Here is an 18876-nt window from a genome sequence, read left to right as displayed (position 1 = left end):
GCGCGGCGACCGCCGCCTGCGGGCTGCCGGGACGGGGGGCCCGCCGAGGGCCGGCCCGCTCCCGCGGCCGGACGCTGGGACGCGCCCGTCGGTCCCCACGGGGACGGGGAGGACGGGCCGCCCGAGCCGCTACGGGTGCTGCGACGCTGCGGACCGCCCGAGGGGGTCGAGCCGTGGGGGGGTGGGGGGTTACCCGGTGCCACGCTGTGCCTTTCGACGAGCCGTGCCTGGGACGACGAGCCTGTCGACCGCGCGGTGCGGGGTCGCCCGGCCAGGGATCAGGGTACGGACCGGTGTCGCCGCTGGCCCGCCCAGTATGGCTGCCGGCTCGTCGCGAGCCGGTGGAGGAGGTGTGCACCCGTGTGCAGGTCGTGCACCCGCGCGACTCCGGGTGTTTGCCAAGCAGACACGACCGCCCTAGTCTCGCTGATGTATCAGTTCGATACATCAGTCCGTTGTCTCGAGTGCGTGCGAGCACGAGAGTAGCGCGGACGACCACGACAGGAGGGCACGTGCGGAGCAGGTCCGACGTCCTCGAGCTGGCGATCCTCGGGTTGCTGCACGAGGCGCCGATGCACGGGTACGAGCTGCGCAAGCGGCTCAACCTGATGCTGGGCTCGTTCCGCGCGCTCTCCTACGGCTCGCTGTACCCGTGCCTCAAGGCGATGGCCCAGCGCGGGCTCATCGTCGCGGCCGACGCCTCGCAGACCCCACCGCCGCACGCCCTCGCGGGCAAGCGGTCGCGCAACGTCTACGAGCTCACGGCCGACGGCAAGGAGCACTTCTCGCAGACCCTCGCGAGCTCGGGCCCGACGACGTGGGAGGACGAGCACTTCGACGTGCGGTTCGCGTTCTTCGCGCAGACGGACGCCGAGACGCGGCTGCGGATCCTTGAGGGTCGCCGCACGCGGCTCGCCGAGCGGCTCGAGCACGTGCGGCAGTCGGCCGCACGGACGCGGGACCGGCTCGACGAGTACACCCTCGAGCTCCAGCGGCACGGCCTCGAGCAGGTCGAGCGCGAGGTGCGCTGGCTGGACGGACTGATCGACAACGAGCGCGGCGCACGCCGTGCCACGGAGCGTGGCGACCGTCGCGCGCAGAACCCCGAGCCCGGCCGTCCGGCCGGGACCGAACCCGCTGACGACGCAGACGCGTCCCAGCACTGAGAAACCTGAGGAGCCGAGGATGAGTTCGATCCGCGTCGCCATCGTGGGCGTCGGCAACTGCGCCGCGTCGCTGGTGCAGGGCGTCCACTTCTACGCGGACGCCGACCCGCAGGGCAAGGTTCCGGGCCTCATGCACGTGCAGTTCGGCCCGTACCACGTGTCCGACATCGAGTTCGTGGCGGCGTTCGACGTCGACGCGAAGAAGGTCGGCTTCGACCTGTCCGAGGCCATCGGCGCCAGCGAGAACAACACCATCAAGATCACGGACGTCCCGCCGCTCGGCGTGACCGTCCAGCGCGGCCACACGCTCGACGGGATCGGCAAGTACTACGCCGAGACCATCGAGGAGTCGGACGCGGAGCCGGTCGACGTGGTGCAGGCGCTGCGCGACGCGCAGGCCGACGTGCTGATCTGCTACCTGCCGGTGGGCTCGGAGGACGCCGCCAAGTTCTACGCGCAGGCGGCGATCGACGCGGGCGTCGCGTTCGTCAACGCGCTGCCGGTCTTCATCGCGTCGGACCCGGAGTGGGCCGCGAAGTTCGAGCAGGCGGGCGTGCCGATCGTCGGCGACGACATCAAGTCGCAGGTCGGCGCGACGATCACGCACCGCGTGCTCGCCAAGCTCTTCGAGGACCGCGGCGTGGTGCTGGACCGCACGTACCAGCTCAACGTCGGCGGCAACATGGACTTCAAGAACATGCTCGAGCGCGACCGCCTCGAGTCGAAGAAGCTCTCGAAGACCCAGGCCGTCACCTCCAACATCGACGACGGCCCGCTGGCCGGCAAGAAGGAGGACCGCAACGTCCACATCGGCCCCTCGGACTACGTCGCGTGGCTCGACGACCGCAAGTGGGCGTACGTGCGCCTCGAGGGCCGCGCGTTCGGCGAGGTGCCCCTGAACCTCGAGTACAAGCTCGAGGTCTGGGACTCGCCCAACTCGGCCGGCATCATCATCGACGCCCTGCGCGCGGCGAAGATCGCCAAGGACCGCGGCGTCGGCGGCCCCATCCTGTCCGCGTCGACGTACTTCATGAAGTCGCCGCCGGTGCAGATGGAGGACACGAAGGGCCGGGCGCAGCTCGAGGCCTTCATCGCGGGTGACGCCGAGAGGTGACCTTGTGCAAGGAAGGTTGAAGGGCCGGGGCATGCAGTTCGCCCCGGCCCTTCGGCCGTCACGGAACAGGCTCACCGCTCGGCAACAAGCACCCTCAGCCGTCGGTGGCTCCGGGGACCTGCTCACGTACTCCGTGATCAACTCTCCGAGATCCTGCACCGTGGTCCGCACTGCCGGAGCCGCCCGGTCCAGCCGCGCCCTCGGAGGGCGGCCGCCACCTGGGCGGCGGTCGAGCACGGCCCGCCGGTGCGCGCCGGCAGTCACCCGGGCCGTCGTCGCTGTGGACGCCCCCCGAACCCGACGACCTGTGGACGCCGACCCGCGCTCGTCGGAGGGTTGCTCACGGATGGCGTGAGCCACCCTCCGATGCCCAGACAGACGACGGGGTCAGTCCGCCACGGCGTAGGAGAGCGACGAGGCGAAGGCCCCGCCGTACTCCGGGCCGGCGTCCGCGACCAGCTCGACCACGGTGCCCGTGGCCGGGTCGACCGCCAGGAGCATCGGGGTGCGAGGAGACTCGACCTCGTTGCACGTCGTGGCGGTCACGTAGGCGACGCCGCCGACCACGGTCGTGTCATAGATGCCCTCCCGCGTCCGCATGTCGGCAACCAGCAGCGCGCTCTCTCGACCGCTCACCAGGTAGACCCCGTCGGTGCACTCCCCCGACGCCGTGGCGTCGCGCGCCGCGACGGCGAGACGCCCGTCGGCCAGGCGCGCGGCGCCCCAGGTCTGGATCTCGATCGACCGCACGTCCCACACGGGCGTCGGCCCTGCGGCGAGATCCTCGGCGTCGTAGGTCACGAGCTCCTCGTCACCTGCGTCGTCCGTGCACACGACAGCCAGGGTCTGCTCGTCCCACCATGCGAGGACGGAGCAGGACCCCTCCGCCGGACGTGGGGCGACCTCCCTGCTCTCGCCTGCCACGAGGTCCACCACCTCGATCTCGCCTGCCGACCGTCCGGTGACCGCGAGGCGTCCGTCCGGGCTGATCTCCACCGCTCCGCCCGACGGTGCCTGCGTGTCGATCTCGCGGACGCCCGACGGCCCGGACAGGAACAGCACGGAGTCCTCGCCCTCGGGGTGCGGGGCCCACAGCAGGTCGTCGCCCACCACGCCGACCAGCTGGTTCGCGCCCTCGGGCGGCGAACCGACCGTCTGCATCTCGCCCGTCTCGACGTCCAGCTCGACGAGGTCGCCGGCAGCGTCGTTCACCGATCCCTCGATCCCCACGAAGTCACCTGCGTACGTGTAGGTCCAGTGGCGCGCGTTGAGCAGCACCGTCCCCGCGGCGGGGTCGAAGCGCACGACGTCGTGCTGGGTCCAGGTCGCCGTGGTGCCGTCGCGCTCGAGGCCGGTGGGAAGCCACCGCACCAGGAACCGTGTGCCGTCGGGGCGGATGAGGAAGACGCCCTCCTCGGTGTGCTCCGATGTCGCCATGTCCGTGGTCACCGGGACGACGGTCGCCACGACCCAGCCCGGGCCCGTCTGCGCGAGCACGCCGTCGGGCAGCTCGTGGAAGGGCGCGAAGCCGGGCCGCAGGACGGGTGCACCCAGGTCCTCACCCGGATCGGGCGTCTCGGTCGGCTCGGGCGACTCCGTGGGCGTCGGTTCGACCGTCGGAGTCTCGGCCGGCGGCGGGGTGGGGCCCTCGGCCGTGAGCCAGAGGCCGCCGACCGCGAGCGCCGCGACCACCGGCACCACCACGGCGGCCTCTGCCGTGTGCCGCAGCACGCGCCGACGCCGCACCTGACGCCGCATCCCCGAGAGGTCGCGCGCCGAGGGTGCGAGCCCGTCCATGGCGCGGGCACGCTGCTCGAAGGCCTCGTTCATCGCGTCGCTCAGCTCACGCACGGCGCACCTCCTTCTCCGTGGTCTCGACAGGGATGTGGACGGCCGCCTCGGTCCCGAGCTCGGCGTTGAGTCGGGCGACGCCGTCGGACACGTACCGCTTCACGGCGCCCTCGCTCAGTCCGAGCGCGCGGGCCGTGTCGCGGACCGACATGTCCTCCATGTGCCGCAGCACGACGCATGCCCGTACGCGCGGGCTCAGCCGGGCGAGGGCGTCGACGACGTCCTGCCCGAGCGCCTCCGAGCGCCCGGGCTCGGCTGGGCTCGCCGCCTCGCGGCGCGACCCCACGGTCTGCAGCGCGCGGCGCTCGAGCGTGCGGCGTCGACCCCGGTCGATCGACCGTGACGCGATCGCGCGCCGAACGTAGGCCTCGGCCTCGGGCAGGCTCCGCAGCCGCGCACGGCTCGAGAAGGTCGCGACCAGGGCGTCCTGCACCAGGTCCTCGCCCTCGGCAGGTGAGCCCGCGAGCAGCGTCGCGTACGCCACCAGGCGTCCGTACCTCTCGTGGACCACCTGCTCGAGCAGCGGCTCCCACCTGCTCACGTGACCTCCCCGGTGTGCTGCACGACGCCATCCTGGACGTCCTTGCCCAGAGAACGGGCGACACGTGGCTCCGGTTGGGGCGGGTGTGCGGGTGACCTCGACCCCGACCGGCCCCGGCCCCGGCCCCGGCCCGGGGTGCCAGAATGTGCGCCATGCGTCAGCTTCTCTCGGTCCCCGCCGCGGGCCTTCTCCTCGTCCTCACGTCCGCCTGCTCGGTGTCGGTGGGCAACGCCCAGGTCTCCACCGACGAGCTCGAGACCCAGGTGAGCGCTCTCCTCGCGGAGGAGGTCGGCCGCGCACCCGAGCAGGTCGACTGCCCGGACCCGCTCGACGCGGAGGCCGGCGCGGAGGTGCGCTGCACGCTCACGGACCGCGGAGCGACCTACGGCATCACCGTGACGGCGACGGACGTCGTCGACGACGAGGTCGCGCTCGACGTGGTGGTCGACGCGGAGCCCCAGGCGGACGACGAGTCGTGAGCCCCGCCGCGGACGAGCTGCGCGCCGCGGTGGTCGAGCGGGCCGCCGACACGCCGTACCGGGTGGTCGAGACCCCCGAGGGCTTCGACCTGCGCATCGACCTCACGGACTCGCGCTGGTACGGGCCGCTCGGCGCGTCACGGGCGCGCCGGGTCGTGGAGCACAAGGTCGTCCTCGACGAGGCGTCGCGCTCCCTGACGCTCACGGAGGAGCACTTCGAGGTGCGGTGGGAGGCCGGCGTGGACGCGGCGGGCCGCGTGCCCAGGCTGGTGGCGGCGGCGCGCGTCGAGCGCACGCTCGGGCGCACGTACGGCTTCGAGTCGGAGCGCACGTGGGGTGTCGACGCGCAGGGGCGCGCGGGCCGCGTGGTCGACTTCACGTTCACCTCGGCCGAGGGTCAGGGCATGGTGCGCGACGCCGCCCGGGCGCTCGGCTGGTCGGAGCGGATGGGTGGGGCCCAGCGCACGGGCCTCGTCGTCGGGGGTGCGGCCCTCGCGCTGGCCCTGGTGGTCGGCGGGCTCCTCGTCGTGCTCGCCGCGACCGGTCGCCTCTGAGCGTCAGCCCTCGGGGGCGGCGCCGGGAACCTCGGGGCGCACGCTGCGCACGAGCGCCTCGAAGTCGGGGGCCAGCTCGGGGGCCTGCGCGGCGGTCGCGGTGAACGTCAGGCTGTAGACCGCGAGCCGGTCGTCGTCCGAGAGGTCCGGGGCGGGCAGGTACACCTGCACCTGCGTGAGCCGCACCGAGCCCTCGCCCACCGTGGTCACGAGCCTGACCTCCTGGGCCAGCCCTGGGGCGGAGGCAGGGCCGATCGCGCCGCGGCGGTGCACCGTCACGTCGCGCTCGACGGCGGCGAGGCGCTCGACCGCGCCGTCGGCCATGGCCGTGACCACCTGGGCGACGTCGTCGGCACCCTCGACGGCGTCCATCGCGAGGGTGATGGTCGCCGTGAACCCCTCGTCGGGGGTCTCGTGGAGCGCGACCAGGTCGAGCCCCGCGGGCGGCTCCTGCACGCGCCAGCGCGGGGGTAGCCGGAGCGTGAGCGAGGGTGGGACGGGCATCTCTCCTCATTCCTGTGCACGGTCGGCAGCCCTGCCACGGTGTCACACCGTGCGGGTCGGTCAGTCGAACAGGCTGCCCACCCAGTCGGCGGCGTCCTCGGCGGCGTCCACGACGCCCTGCGGGTCGAGCGTGAGGGCGACCTCGCCGGACCCGCCGAGGCCGACGGCGGCCCCCGCCTTGACGCGCAGGGTCCAGCTGCCGTCGGGGTTGCGGCCGAGGCCAGCGTCGGCCTCGGCACCGATCCCGGCCCAGCCCTCGGCGGAGGCCTCGGCCCCGACGCCGGCGACCTCGACCCCGGCGTTGACCTCGCCCTTGGCCCCGGCGAACGCTCCTGCCTCGGCCGTCACGCCCTCCTTGCCGATCTGCACACCGGCCTCGGCGTGCGCACCGGCGAGGCCGCTGGCCCCCACCTCGACGCTCGCGTGCTCGTGCCCGGCCGAGGCCGAGGCGTCGGCGTGCACGCCGACGCTGCCCTCGGCCCGGGCCCGCAGGGTGTGCTCGCTGACGCCCGCGAGGGCCTCACCCCGGGCCCCGACCATGGTGCTCGCCTCCGCCTCGGCGAAGAGCGAGCCGTGCGTCGCGCGCGACGACGCGTCGGCCGAGAACAGGCTCGCCTCACCCTCGGCCTTCGCGACGTCGAGCTTCATCTCCCCGGTCGCCGGGTCGTAGGTGAACAGCGGACCGGACGTGCTGCCGGACGCCGTCGGGCCCTGCCAGCCGGCCTGGTTGTGGACCACGGGCACGTCGCTGACCGTGATCTCGGCGAGGGCGTCGGCGGCGTCGTCTCCGGCGCGTCGCACGGCGTCACGCGCGGAGTCCAGGAGGTCCTGGGCCTCCTGCCGCAGTGCGGCGCCCGGGTCGACGAACGGTGGGGGTGGCGGTTCCGGCTGCGTCGAGGTCAGCGACCGGAGGTACGAGGCGACCTGGGCGTCGTGGGAGCGGGTCGCCGACGCGGTGGCCGCCTCGCCCTCGGCCCAGAGGTCGATCGCCTGCGCGGCGTCCGCCTGGGCACCGACGAGCACGTCGGCGTAGGTCGTGAGTCGCCCGGCCGCCGAGGTGAGGGCATCCGCGGTGGTCCGCCACGTACGAGGCTGCTGACCGAGCGCCTCGTGGAAGGTGTCGGCCGACGGGCCGGTCCAGGCCGGCACGCGGAACGCCGCGAGGTCGTCCGCGAGGGTGTCGAGCTGCCCGGACCGCTCCTCGAGCGCGGTGGCGTCGGCACGGACTGACGCGTCGTCGCCCGGGACGAGCGCACGCGCGTCGGTGGTGCTCCCGAGCGCCGTCACCCCGCGCCGCCCTGGCCGACCGCGGTCGGGCCGAGTCGCGAGGCCCACGGGGGTGCGGCCCACGGCGGTGCGGTCGTGGTCGGAAGCGTCGGTGGGCCCATCCACGGCCCGGGCGCGAGCCGGGTCTGTGCCGCGGCGTCGGTCGACCGGTAGTCCTCGGCCTGCTCCTCGAGGCCGACCGCGAGCGCCTCCACCTTCGCCGACGCCTGCTCGACGGCCTTGTCCGCGTCGGTGACGAGCTGCACGAGGGCGGCAGCCAGCGCCTCGTGGCCGTAGCGCTGCCCCCAGGCGATGCACTGGAGCTCGCGTGTGCCGTCCTCGACGGTCACGCGGAGCCGACCCGCGGCCGCCTCGAGCTCGGCCGGGTCGACCTCGAACCCACCCCCTGGCATGTACGTCCCCCTCGCGCTCGGACCTGGTCCGATCATGCTAAGGGTCGTCGGCCAGGCCTGGACGCCCCCGTTCGAGGGGTAGCCTGCGGCGGTGAGCGTGCTCGGTGACCTGCGGGTCGTGGCGGTGCACCGGGACTTCCGCAGGCTGTTCGCGGTGCGCCTGGTCTCGCAGTGCGGCGACGGCATGTTCCAGATCGGCCTCGCGACGCTGTTCTTCTTCGCACCGGAACGACTCACGACAGCGGCCGACGTCGCCGCGGCGTTCGCGGTGCTGCTGCTCCCGTTCACGGTGGTGGGCCCGTTCGCCGGCCCCCTCCTCGATCGCTGGCGACGCCGTCAGGTGCTGCTCCTCGGGAACGCGACCCGCCTCGTCCTCACCCTCGTGCTCGCGACCCTCATGGTCACCGTCGGCGTGGGCCCCGCCGTGTACGTGCTCGCACTCGTGACGCTGGGGATCAACCGGTTCCTGCTCGCCGCGCTCTCGGCCGCGCTGCCGCGCGTGGTGCCGCGCGAGCAGCTGCTCATGGCCAACACCCTGACGCCGACGCTCGGGGCCGTGGCTGCGGTGGTCGGGGCGGGCCTGGGCCTCGCGATCGGCTTCCTCGTCCCTGCGGGTCCCCTCGAGGACGGCGTCGTGCTCGCGGTGGCCGCCCTGCTCTTCGGTGGGGCCTCGTCGCTCGCGCTGCGCCTGGGCCGCGACCAGCTCGGCCCCGAGCAGCGCAGCCGACACCTGCGCGAGGACCTCGCGGCCACCGTCGCCGAGCTCCGCGACGGCGCCCGGCAGCTGGTCGCGCTCCGCACCCCCGCGCACGCGCTCGGCGTCATGGGTGTGCACCGCTTCCTCTACGGCGTGAACTTCATCGCGCTCATCCTGATCTCGCGCAACCTGCTGAGCGACCCCACCGACGCCGCGGCGGGCCTGGCCATGTTCGGGCTGCTCACGTCGATCTCGTTCGCGGGCAACGGCCTGGGCATCCTCCTCACGCCCCTCGCCCACGAACGCATGAGCCCCGCCGCCTGGGTGACCCTGTGCCTCGGTCTGGGCGCCCTCAGCCAGGTGGTGCTCGCGACGTCGCCTGCGTTCGGGGTGGTCGCGACCGCGGCCGTGCTCCTCGGGCTCAGCGTCCAGGGGGCCAAGATCGCGGTCGACACGATCGTCCAGCGCGCCACCGACGACGGCGTGCGCGGCCGGGCGTTCGCGCTGTACGACGTCCTCTACAACGCCGCCTTCGTCGGCGCGGCCGCCCTCGCCGCCGTCGCGCTGCCCGACTCGGGCTGGTCGCGCGCCGTGCTGGTAACCCTCGCAGTGGTCTACGTGCTCACGGCCGTCGCCTACCGCCGGGCCTCGACCCGGCACGAGGGGGCACTCTCCGCTGCGGCGCCACCGACCGACCTCGCCTAACCTGAGCGACGTGACCGACCTCGAGACCCCCGCCGGCGACACCGTGGGGGACGCCGATCCCACGGGCGCGGCAGCGCTGCCGGCCCACCTGCGCGAGCAGGCGGCGGCGACCCTGCTCGTCGACCTCGAGCACGACGAGGTGGTCCACGCCAACCTGCTCGCGGTCGACCTCGCACCGGGTCTTCACCTACCGGTCTCCCTCGCCGAGTGGTCGGAGGCCGCGGGTCTGCGTACCGCCGACGGCACCCCCCTCGACCGCGCGGTCCACACGCTCACCGCGGTGGCCCGCGGCACGCCGGCCCGGGGCCAGCAGGTGACGGCCGCCCGCGCCTCCGCCGCGACCTTCGCGCGTGAGCCTCTCTGGCTCATCGGTGTCCCGCTGGTCGACGCCCCCGGCCCGCTCGTGGGCCAGGCCCTCGTCATCCTGCTGCCGATGTCGCTGGGCGCCGAGGTCCAGGCGCTGCAGCACCTCGGGGACGACCTGCACACCCGTGCCGCGATCGCGAGCGACCTGTCGTTCACGATCTCCGACCCGCACCAGCCGGACGACCCGCTGATCTGGGTCAACCCTGCGTTCGAGCGCGTGACCGGCTACTCGGCCGAGGACGCCGTCGGCCGCAACTGCCGGTTCCTCCAGGGCGAGCACACCGACCGCGCCGTCGTCGTGCGTATGCGCGACGCCCTCGACGCGGGCGTGACCATCGCCGACACCCTGCTCAACTACCGCAAGGACGGCACTCCGTTCTGGAACCAGGTGGTCATCAGCCCCGTCCTCGACAGCGAGGGGCGCGTGACCCATCACGTGGGCATCCAGGCCGACGTCACGGCGCGCATCGACAGCCAGGTCGCGCGCGAGACGGCGCTCGACCGCGCGCGCGTCTCGACCGAGCGCCTCGAGCTGCTCGCTGAGGTGAGCGGCACGATCGCGCAACACCTCGACTACGGCCGCGCGGTCACGGCGCTCGCCGACCTCGCGGTGCCGCGCCTCGCGACGTGGGGCTTCGTGGCGGTGACGAACGACCGCGGCGGCGTGGAGACGCTGCACGTCGCGACGCGTGACCCGGCCACCCGTGAGGCCGCCCAGGCGCTCGAGCACGACGACGTGTCGTGGCTCACCCGTTCCCCGAGCGTCCAGGCCGCGCTCGCGAGCGACCTGGGGCACGTCGCGGCACCCTTCCCCGTGGACGTCGCGAGCCTGCCCGGGCGCACCACACCCGCTCAGCTCGAGCTGCTCGAGCGGCTCGGCCTCGCGCACGCCCTCGTCGTCCCGCTGCGCGCACGCGACCGCGTGCTGGGGGTGATGTGCCTGGTCGTGGGGCCGGGTCAGGAGTTCTCCGAGGACGACGTCGTGACGGCCGCCCACATCGGGCACCGCGCGGGCCTCGGACTCGACAACGTGCGGCTCTACGCGCGCGAGCGCGAGGCGGCGCTCACGCTCCAGCGCTCGCTGCTGCCGGAGATCCCCGACCTGCCCGGGCTCGACGTGGCCGCCGCCTACATCCCCGCGCTGCGCCGGGCCCAGGTGGGCGGCGACTGGTTCGACGTGCTCGCGCTGCCCGACGGCGCCGTCGGGCTCGCCGTGGGCGACGTGGTGGGCCACGACCTCAGCGCCGCCGCGTCGATGGGTCAGCTGCGCTCGGTGCTGCGCTCGTACGCGTGGGCCGGCGACCCGGCCGCCGCCGTCGTCGGACGCCTGGACGAGCTGGTGCGCGGGCTCGGCATGGCGGACATCGCGACGTGCGTCTACCTGCGGCTCGAGGACGGTGCGGTGCACTACACGCGCGCCGGCCACCCGCCGCCCCTGCTGCGCTCGGCCGACGGTGAGGTCACCTTGCTCGACGCAGGGCTCACGACCCCCGTGGGCATCCCCACGCTCGGCCGGCCGATCGAGGAGGGTCGTGTGCTGCTCGAGCCCGGTGCGACCCTCGTGATCTACACCGACGGCCTCGTCGAGCGGCGCGACCGGAGCCTGCGCGAGGGGATGGACGCGCTCGGGTCCGCCCTCCGCGAGCTCCCGCTCGAGGCGAGCGCCGAGCAGGTGTGCAGCGAGCTGCTCGCGCGGTTCGTCGAGCCGGACCAGGAGGACGACGTCTGCGTGCTCGTGGTGCGCGTCGAGGCCTGACGCCTACCGCCCGGGCCGCACGGGTGCGGCGGGGAGGTCGGTGAGCACCTCCCACGGCTCGACCGGGCCCGGGACCACGACGAGCATCGGGTGCGGGTCCGGGAGCGCGAGGTGGGCCCAGCGCGCGAGCACCTCGGGGCTCCTGCGCGCGAGCTTGTCGCGCAGGTGGGCCCACTCGTGCGCGAGCTGGTCCTGCGTCACCTCGAGCCGCAGACCGCCGTCGGCCGGGCCGAGGACCTTGGCACGGTCGTAGTGTAGCCGCGCGCCTCGGCCTCGTCGACCACCGCGTGCAGGTACGTGGTGATCGCGCCGCCGGGGTGGACGGGTGAGTCCGCGGTCGCGACCGCGGGCACCGTGCCGAACCGGCGCAGCTGAGGATGGTTGCGGTAGCCGCGGGTCCCGCCCGTGAGCACCTTCTGGGCGAGCAGCCCCTCGCGCCAGCAGGCCGTCAGGCCCTGCCGGTCGAGGTGGCGCGGGTGCACCGACCAGAGGCGCACGTCACGCGTCCGACGACGGCGCCGACCGCTCGGCCCACCACGCGCGCAGCGCGGCCTCGGCGACCTCGGGCTCCTGCGGCCCCTGCTCCATGCGCAGGTCCAGCAGGAACCGGTACGCCTCGCCCACCTCGCGGCCCGGCGGGATGCCCAGGACGGCCATGATCTGCTGGCCGTCGAGGTCCGGACGGATGGCCGCGAGCTCCTCGTGCTCGCGCAGCTCCGCGATGCGGCGCTCGAGGTCGTCGTACGCGAACGACAGCTGCTCGGCCTTGCGGCGGTTGCGCGTGGTGCAGTCGGAGCGCGTGAGTCGGTGGAGGCGCTCGAGCAGCGGCCCGGCGTCCGTCACGTACCGGCGCACGGCCGAGTCGGTCCAGCGCTGCTCGCCGTAGCCGTGGAACCGCAGGTGCAGCTCGGTGAGCCGCGCCACCGCCTGGACGGTCTCCTTGTCGAAGCGAAGTGCCTTCAGGCGACGGGCCACGAGCTTGGCGCCCACCACCTCGTGGTGGTGGAAGCTCACGCCGCCACCGGGCTCGAACCTGCGCGTCGCGGGCTTGCCGATGTCGTGCAGCAGCGCCGCGAGCCGCAGCACCAGGTCCGGTCCGGGCACGGGACCGGTCGGCTCGGCGTGCGTGCCGGTCTCGGTCGCGATCGCCTGCGCGAGGACCGTGAGCGAGTGCTGGTAGACGTCCTTGTGCCGGTGGTGCTCGTCGATCTCGAGCCGCAGCGCCGGCAGCTCGGGCAGCACGTGGTCGGCCAGCCCGCAGTTCACGAGCACCTCGAGCCCCGGCCGCGGGTCAGGTGCCAGCAGCAGCTTGACGATCTCGTCCCGCACGCGCTCGGCCGACACGATCGCGATCCGCTCCGCCATCCGCTCGATCGCCGACCGCACGTCGTCGTCGAGCGAGAAGCCGAGCTGCGCCGCGAAGCGGGCCGCGCGCATCATCCGCAGCGGGTCGTCGTCGAACGACTGCTCGGCGGTCACGGGGGTACGCAGGCGCCGCGCCGCGAGGTCGGCCAGCCCGTCGAACGGGTCGACGAACGTCAGGGCGGGCACCCGCACGGCCATCGCGTTGACCGTGAAGTCGCGCCGGGAGAGGTCCCCCTCGAGGGAGTCGCCGAACACCACCTCGGGCTTGCGCGACGACGGCTCGTAGGCGTCGTCGCGGTAGGTGGTCACCTCGACCACGAGGTCCGGGCTCGCGGCACGACCGTCGCGCTCGGGCCGCGCGTGCCGGCGCGCGCCGATGGTGCCGAAGGCCTTGCCGATGTCCCAGTGCGCGTCACCCCACCTCGCGAGGATCCGCTGCGTCTCGTCGGGCGTCGCCGACGTCGCGAAGTCGAGGTCCGCGCTCGCCCGTCCGAGGAACGCGTCCCGCACCGGCCCACCGACGAGCGCGAGCTCGTGGCCCTGCGCGGCGAAGGCCTCACCGAGCTCGAGCGCGGCGGGCGTCAGGTCGGCGAGCACCGCGAGCGCGCGGCGCCGCAGCACGGCGAGGTCCGCGGTGGTCACCGGGCCGCGGGGGGCGGCGTCCTGGGGGCGGGGCGAGGTCGGCACGACACACCAGCGTGCCAGATCCGCCGCGGACGGGCGTCCCCTCGTGGGACGTGCGGCCTCGTTACAGTGGCGCCATGTCCAGCGCCGTCCCCCACCCGCGGCCCGGGCTCGTCCCGACGCCGCCCGGTGGGCACGCGCTGCACATCGACCCGCGCGCACGCCGTCGGACGGGTCCGCCGCTGCCGGTGGTCGAGGAGACCTCGGCCGGGGGCCTCGTGGTCGACCCGCGCCGCCCGACGGCGCACGCGGCGGTGATCGCGCGCCGCAACCGCGCCGGCCGGCTCGAGTGGTGCCTGCCCAAGGGCCACCTCGAGGGCGTCGAGACGCCCGAGGAGGCCGCGGTGCGCGAGATCGCCGAGGAGACCGGCATCCACGGCACTGTCGTCGCGCGGCTCGGCACGATCGACTACTGGTTCACCGGTGACGACCGCCGCGTGCACAAGGTGGTCCACCACTTCCTGCTCGAGGCGACCGGCGGCACGCTCACGGTCGAGGGCGACCCCGACGGCGAGGCCGAGGACGTCGCGTGGGTCCCTGTCGTGGACCTCGCCGACCGGCTCGCCTACCCGAACGAGCGTCGCCTCGCGATCGCCGCGTTCGCCGTGCTCTCCGGCGACGCATGACCCGGCGGCCCGGTCGTGCCCGTCGGGGTGCGGCGCTCCTCGCGACGGTCGCCGTGACCGTCCTCGTGCCGCTCGCCGCGACCGCGACGGCGGCCGCACCCGCGGCTCCCGGTCCGTCCGCGGTGGGCGAGCTCGAGCCCGCCGGGGCCGCGCTCCCGGTCGAGGTCCGCATCACGGCGGTCACGCCCCAGGTGCTCGACGCCGGCGAGGACCTGACGGTGCGGGTCGAGCTGCGCAACACGGGGGACGTCCCGGTCACCGCGCCACGCACTGCGCTGCACCTGGACTCCGGCTCGTTCATCAGCAGGTCCAGCCTCGACCGCTGGCGCACGGCGGCGCCGGACGCGCGCACCGGGCCGGCCCGCGTCGAGGACGCCTCGGACGTCCCCCTCCCCCCCGGCGCCACGCGCACGGTCCAGCTGACCCTTCCCGCCGACCGCACCGGGCTCGGCCCGGCGTGGGAGGACTGGGGCGCGCACGGCATCGCGGTGACGGTGGTCGACGAGGCCGATCCGGCACGCACGCGGCTCGGCTCGGCGCGCAGCTTCATGCTGTGGTTCCCGCGGGACGAGGTGACCCCCACGCGCGTGAGCGTGCTCGTGCCCGTGGTCGGGGGCACGCCCGACACCGACGGCACGACCGACGTCGAGGAGCTCGCCGACCTGACGGCCCCGGACGGCCGCCTCGCCGCCGTGCTCGAGGCGACGGCCACGCACAAGGACGTGACCTGGCTGCTCGACCCCTCCCTCGCGGAGGTGCCGGCCACCGCCGCGGGTGGGGTGGGTGACGCGGCCGACGACGGCGAGGGCAGCACGGGTGAGGACGGTGAGGTCGGCACGTCCGAGGACGCCACCGTCGTCGACGCCTGGGTCGCGGACCTGCTGCGCGGGACCATCGGTCGCGACGTGCCGCTCCTGCCCTACGGCGACGCCGACCTGACGGCCCTTGCGCACGCCGGCGAGCCTGACGTCCTGACCCTCGCCCGTGAGCGTGCGCGCGACGTCGCGGAGGGCACCGAGCTGCCCGACACCGCGAGCGCGGCGCTCGCGCTGCCCGCGGAGTCCCTGCCGGACCTGGTGACCGCGGGCTTCGCGCAGGCCGGGAGCCCGCACGCCGTCGTCGTCGGGCCGGGTGAGCTGCTCCCCCCGGGAGCCCTCACCTACACGCCGTCGGGCCGTACGAGCGTGAGCACGGCCGCAGGCGACGTGACCGTGCTCGTGCCCGACGAGCGGCTGTCCACCGCGGTACGTGCCGGCGGCTTCCAGGTGGGCGAGGACCGCCCGGACGGCGACGTCGCTCCCACCGGGACCACCCCGGCCACCGCCGCGCAGGACGTGCTCGCCGAGCTCGCCGTCGTGACGCGCGAGCGACCGAGCGACAGCCGTCACCTGCTGATCGGGCTCCCCCGGGACTGGCACCCTGACCCGGCGATCGCGTCGGCCCAGCTCGGCGCGCTCGAGGCGGCGCCCTGGGTGCGGCTGGAGCCCCTCTCGGCCCTCGTGGGCGCACCCGACCCGGGCATCGACCGGGGGACGCTCCCCGAGCGCGTCACGGCAGAAGGGGCGATCGAGGCGACCACCCTCGACACGGTCGAGGAAACCCTCGCGACGCGGGTCGAGCTGGCCGAGATCGCCGAGGACCCGGCGTCCCTGCTGGGCGACCCCGACGGCGAGCTGCTGGCCGCCGTCGCGACGGCGTGGCGCGCGGACCCGGCAGGACGTCGCAGCCTCGTCGAGCGGTCGGTGGCCACCACGCAGGACCTGCGCTCGGCGGTCCAGGTGCGTTCGGGGAGCCAGATCAACCTCATCTCGACCACGGGTGAGCTCCCCGTGGTCGTCGAGAACACGCTGGACCAGGCCGTCGAGGTCGGCGTGACCCTGCGCCCGCAGGATCCGAGGCTCCGGGTCGACGACGCGCCGCTCGTGACCCTCGCGCCACGCGCCACGGAGACCGTGCACGTCCCCGTGCACGCGATCCAGAGCGCCGACGTGGGCGTCGCGGTCGAGCTCCGCACGAGCGAGGGCGTGCTGCTCGACGACTCGACGGTGATGGAGGTGCGGGTGCGCGCCGAGTGGGAGGGCATCGGCACCGCCGTCCTGGGTGCCCTCCTCGCGATCGGCGTGGTCATCGGTCTGGTCCGCACCGTGCGCCGTGGGCGTACCGGCCGTCGCTCCGAGCCGGTGGCCGCCGGGCCCGACGCGCTCTCGCCCGAGGAGGAGTCCGGGTGAGCGCCGGCGGGGGCCTCGGTCGCAGCACCGCCGTCATGGCCGCGGGCACGGCGACCTCGCGCGTGCTCGGGCTCGTGCGCGGCGCGGTGCTCGGCGCAGCCGTGGGGCTCAACGTCGGCGCGGCCAACGCGTTCGCGGTCGCGAACTGGCTGCCCAACATGATCTACATGCTCCTCGCGGGCGGCGTGCTCAACGCCGTGCTCGTGCCGCAGGTGGTCAAGGCCTACCGCTCGGAGTCCGGCCAGGAGTTCGTCGACCGTCTGCTGACCCTGGCGGCCGCCATCCTGCTCGGGGTCGCCGCGGTCGTGACGGTCGCCGCCCCCGTGGTGGTGCGCATCGCGACCGACTCCGCGGACCCGGAGTTCCTCTCGCTCGCGACCACGTTCGCGCTGTGGTGCCTCCCGCAGATCTTCTTCTACGGCGTCTACACGCTGCTCGGGCAGGTGCTCAACGCCCGCGGCAGCTTCGGCCCGTTCATGTGGGCGCCCGTGGCGAACAACGTCGTGGCGATCGCGGGTCTCGCGGTGTTCATCGCGGTCTTCGGCGGCTACGACGTCGACGCCCCCGCGAACCTCGGCACCTGGGACCCTCCCCGGGTCACGCTGCTCGCGGGCACCGCGACCCTGGGCGTCGTCGTGCAGGCGGCCGTGCTCGTGTGGCCGCTGTACCGCAGCGGGTTCCGGTTCCGACCGCGGTTCGGCTGGCGCGGCGTGGGCCTGGGCAGCGCCGGTCGCGTCGCGGGGTGGACCTTCGGCGCCCTCGTGATCGGCCAGCTCGGCATCCTCACCGTCACCCGCATCACGTCCTCGGCCGCCGAGGCAGGCGGGTACGGGCTCGAGATCGCGGGCAACAACGCCTACAACTACGCGTTCCTCGTGTTCATGCTGCCGCACTCGCTCGTGACGGTCTCGCTCCTGACCGCGCTCTTCACGCGCCTGTCCGGGCACGCGGCGGAGCGGGACACCGCGGCGGTGCGGCGGGACACCTCCTACGGCCTGCGTGTGCTGGGCGTCTTCACGATCTTCGCGACGGCGGTGCTCGCGGTGCTCGCGCTGCCCGTCGCCCGCCTCGTCCTGCCCTCCGTGACGGCGGCCGAGGTCTCGGCCCTCGCGCCGGTGATCGTCGCGCTCGTGGCCGGGCTCGCCGGGCTGGGCATCTGGTCCCTCGTCCAGCGGGTGCACTACGCGTTCGAGGACGCGCGCACGCTGTTCTGGCTCCAGCTGCCGATGTCCTTGCTCGTCGCGGGGGGCACGTTCGCGGGCTCGCTCGTCCTCGCGCCCGTGCGCTGGACCGTCGCGGCGGGAGCCGCGATCGGCGCCTCGTACGTGCTGGGCGCCGTGACCGGCGTGCTCGCGGTGCGGCGCCGCCTCGGGGGCGGCGGACGCCGCGTCCTCACGCTGCATCTCAAGGCCGGCCTCGCGGCACTCGCGGCAGCGGGCGTCGGGTGGCCGCTGAGCCACCTCTTCGGTGACCTCGCGCGGACGGGTCTTCTCCAAGTGGTCGCCGCCCTCGTGGTCGTGGGCCTGGTGATGCTCGGGGTCTACCTCGGGCTGCTACGCCTGATGCGCGTCTCCGAGCTCGACGACCTTCTCGCACCGGTGCTCGCGCGCGTGGGTCGTACGATGAGCACCCACGCCGACCGCGGGAGCCGCGGCTCGGCCCGAACCGGAGGTGGTCGTCTGGACGCCGTCGCGATCGGTCGCGGCACGCTGCTCGCCGGTCGGTACCGCCTCCAGCAACCCACCCGCACCGACCTGCCCGGTGTCGAGGCCTGGGACGCCCGCGACCAGATCCTGGACCGCCCGGTGCGCGCCCTCGTGCTGCGCAGCGGCCGTGTGGCCCAGGCTCAGGACGCCGCCCGACGCGCGGCCCTGGTCACCGACCCACGGCTGCTGCGCGTGCTCGACGTCGGCGACCACCAGGGGGTTGCCTACACCGTCACCGAGCCCCTCGTGGGCCGCGACCTCGCCGAGCTCACGGCCCGGGGCCCGCTGCCGGCCGACCAGGCCCGCGCCGTCGTGGGCGAGGCGGCGGTCGCGCTCGAGGTCGCGCGTCGCCGCGGTGTGCACCATCTGGCTCTTCGCCCCTCCTCCGTGCGGATCACGCCCGCAGGGCAGGTGCTCGTGACCGGCCTGGCCCTCGACGGCGAGCTGCTCGACCGTGGGCTGGGCGACGCCCGCTCCACGACCCGCGCGGACACCGTGGGCCTCGTCGCGCTGCTCTACCTCACGCTCACCGGGCGCTGGCCCGAGGGCACGGGAGTGGCTGCAGGCGACGTCCCGGTCGCGCCCCAGGTGGGCGGTGCCCCGGTCGCGCCCGCGGAGCTGGCCCCCGCGGTGCCCAACGACCTGGACACCCTGTGCGCGGTGACCCTGGGCCCGCACGACGACGGTCCGCACAGCCCCGCCGAGCTCGTGCGGGAGCTCGAGCCCTGGGGCGCCGTCCGCCTCGAGGTCTCGGACTCCGTCGCGCGCCCCGACGACGCGAGCCCACCGGTGATCCCTCCGCGGCGCCCGGCCCGGCCCTCGACGCGCGGTGGCGCCGGCGCAGCCGCGGGCGCC

At 74.6% G+C, this 18876-nt stretch carries 15 protein-coding genes and 1 pseudogene; 9 read left to right on the top strand and 7 right to left on the bottom strand.

Annotation, left to right across the window (positions count from 1 at the left end; translation table 11 throughout):
* Positions 1-512: 512 nt before the first annotated feature.
* Entirely contained in the window at positions 513-1166 is a 654-nt protein-coding gene (locus tag GXB85_RS17255) for a PadR family transcriptional regulator (RefSeq protein ID WP_161918903.1), read from the top strand.
* A gap of 19 nt (positions 1167-1185) precedes the next feature.
* Complete coding sequence (locus tag GXB85_RS17250) at positions 1186-2280, top strand: inositol-3-phosphate synthase (protein ID WP_161918902.1); 1095 nt, start codon at positions 1186-1188, stop codon at positions 2278-2280.
* Positions 2281-2667: 387 nt separating this feature from the next.
* Here GXB85_RS17250 and GXB85_RS17970 read toward each other — a convergent pair whose 3' ends face one another.
* Together GXB85_RS17970 and GXB85_RS17245 are read right to left on the bottom strand one after the other, a co-directional pair.
* Positions 2668-4131, bottom strand: a complete 1464-nt coding sequence (locus GXB85_RS17970) for a hypothetical protein (RefSeq protein ID WP_202628122.1) — start codon at positions 4129-4131, stop codon at positions 2668-2670.
* A complete protein-coding gene (locus GXB85_RS17245) occupies positions 4124-4672 on the bottom strand; it encodes a sigma-70 family RNA polymerase sigma factor (protein WP_161918901.1) in 549 nt (182 codons plus the stop codon). Before GXB85_RS17245 ends, GXB85_RS17970 begins: the two co-directional genes overlap by 8 nt.
* Positions 4673-4824: 152 nt before the next feature.
* On the opposite strand from GXB85_RS17245, the gene GXB85_RS17240 reads away from it, so the two are divergent.
* Both GXB85_RS17240 and GXB85_RS17235 read left to right on the top strand, forming a co-directional pair.
* Complete coding sequence (locus tag GXB85_RS17240; protein ID WP_161918900.1) at positions 4825-5151, top strand: DUF4333 domain-containing protein; 327 nt, start codon at positions 4825-4827, stop codon at positions 5149-5151.
* On the top strand, positions 5148-5705 hold the full coding sequence (locus GXB85_RS17235) for a hypothetical protein (RefSeq protein ID WP_161918899.1): 558 nt from the start codon (positions 5148-5150) through the stop codon (positions 5703-5705). Before GXB85_RS17240 ends, GXB85_RS17235 begins: the two co-directional genes overlap by 4 nt.
* Positions 5706-5708: 3 nt before the next feature.
* On the opposite strand, the gene GXB85_RS17230 is transcribed toward GXB85_RS17235, so the two are convergent.
* Genes GXB85_RS17230 through GXB85_RS17220 form a run of 3 tightly spaced genes read right to left on the bottom strand, consistent with a single transcriptional unit; the run spans position 5709 to position 7924 of the window.
* A complete protein-coding gene (locus GXB85_RS17230; protein WP_161918898.1) occupies positions 5709-6209 on the bottom strand; it encodes a hypothetical protein in 501 nt (166 codons plus the stop codon).
* A gap of 60 nt (positions 6210-6269) precedes the next feature.
* On the bottom strand, positions 6270-7496 hold the full coding sequence (locus GXB85_RS17225; protein WP_161918897.1) for a putative T7SS-secreted protein: 1227 nt from the start codon (positions 7494-7496) through the stop codon (positions 6270-6272).
* Positions 7493-7924, bottom strand: coding sequence for a hypothetical protein (locus GXB85_RS17220; RefSeq protein ID WP_237728381.1), 432 nt, complete (start codon positions 7922-7924; stop codon positions 7493-7495). The genes GXB85_RS17225 and GXB85_RS17220 overlap by 4 nt, the downstream gene beginning before the upstream one ends.
* A gap of 55 nt (positions 7925-7979) precedes the next feature.
* On the opposite strand from GXB85_RS17220, the gene GXB85_RS17215 reads away from it, so the two are divergent.
* The gene (locus GXB85_RS17215; RefSeq protein ID WP_161918895.1) at positions 7980-9290 is read left to right on the top strand and encodes an MFS transporter; all 1311 of its coding nucleotides are present in this window, start codon (positions 7980-7982) and stop codon (positions 9288-9290) included.
* Positions 9291-9300: 10 nt separating this feature from the next.
* Positions 9301-11412: a SpoIIE family protein phosphatase gene (locus GXB85_RS17210; RefSeq protein WP_370524314.1), complete on the top strand. Its 2112-nt coding sequence runs from the start codon at positions 9301-9303 to the stop codon at positions 11410-11412.
* Between the two features lie 3 nt (positions 11413-11415).
* On the opposite strand, the pseudogene GXB85_RS17205 reads toward GXB85_RS17210, so the two are convergent.
* Positions 11416-11909, bottom strand: a pseudogene (locus GXB85_RS17205) (pyrimidine dimer DNA glycosylase/endonuclease V).
* Between the two features lies 1 nt (position 11910).
* Entirely contained in the window at positions 11911-13419 is a 1509-nt protein-coding gene (locus GXB85_RS17200; RefSeq protein WP_161918905.1) for a CCA tRNA nucleotidyltransferase, read from the bottom strand.
* Between the two features lie 119 nt (positions 13420-13538).
* Between GXB85_RS17200 and GXB85_RS17195 the strand changes: the two genes are divergently transcribed.
* The 3 genes from GXB85_RS17195 to GXB85_RS17185 all read left to right on the top strand — a co-directional run.
* A complete protein-coding gene (locus tag GXB85_RS17195; RefSeq protein WP_161918894.1) occupies positions 13539-14087 on the top strand; it encodes an NUDIX hydrolase in 549 nt (182 codons plus the stop codon).
* Positions 14084-16315 carry a DUF6049 family protein gene (locus tag GXB85_RS17190; protein ID WP_161918893.1) on the top strand — a complete coding sequence of 744 codons (2232 nt, stop codon included), beginning with the start codon at positions 14084-14086 and terminating at the stop codon, positions 16313-16315. The genes GXB85_RS17195 and GXB85_RS17190 overlap by 4 nt, the downstream gene beginning before the upstream one ends.
* On the top strand, positions 16312-18876 hold a 2565-nt coding region (locus tag GXB85_RS17185), incomplete at its 3' end, for a murein biosynthesis integral membrane protein MurJ (protein ID WP_370524313.1). The genes GXB85_RS17190 and GXB85_RS17185, both read left to right, overlap by 4 nt.

Origin of the sequence: Cellulomonas sp. APG4, assembly GCF_009996735.1 — a bacterium.
Classification (GTDB): Bacteria; Actinomycetota; Actinomycetes; order Actinomycetales; family Cellulomonadaceae; genus Actinotalea.
Note: the sequence above shows the minus strand (reverse complement) of the source record. Positions and strands in the feature narration are given on the sequence as shown.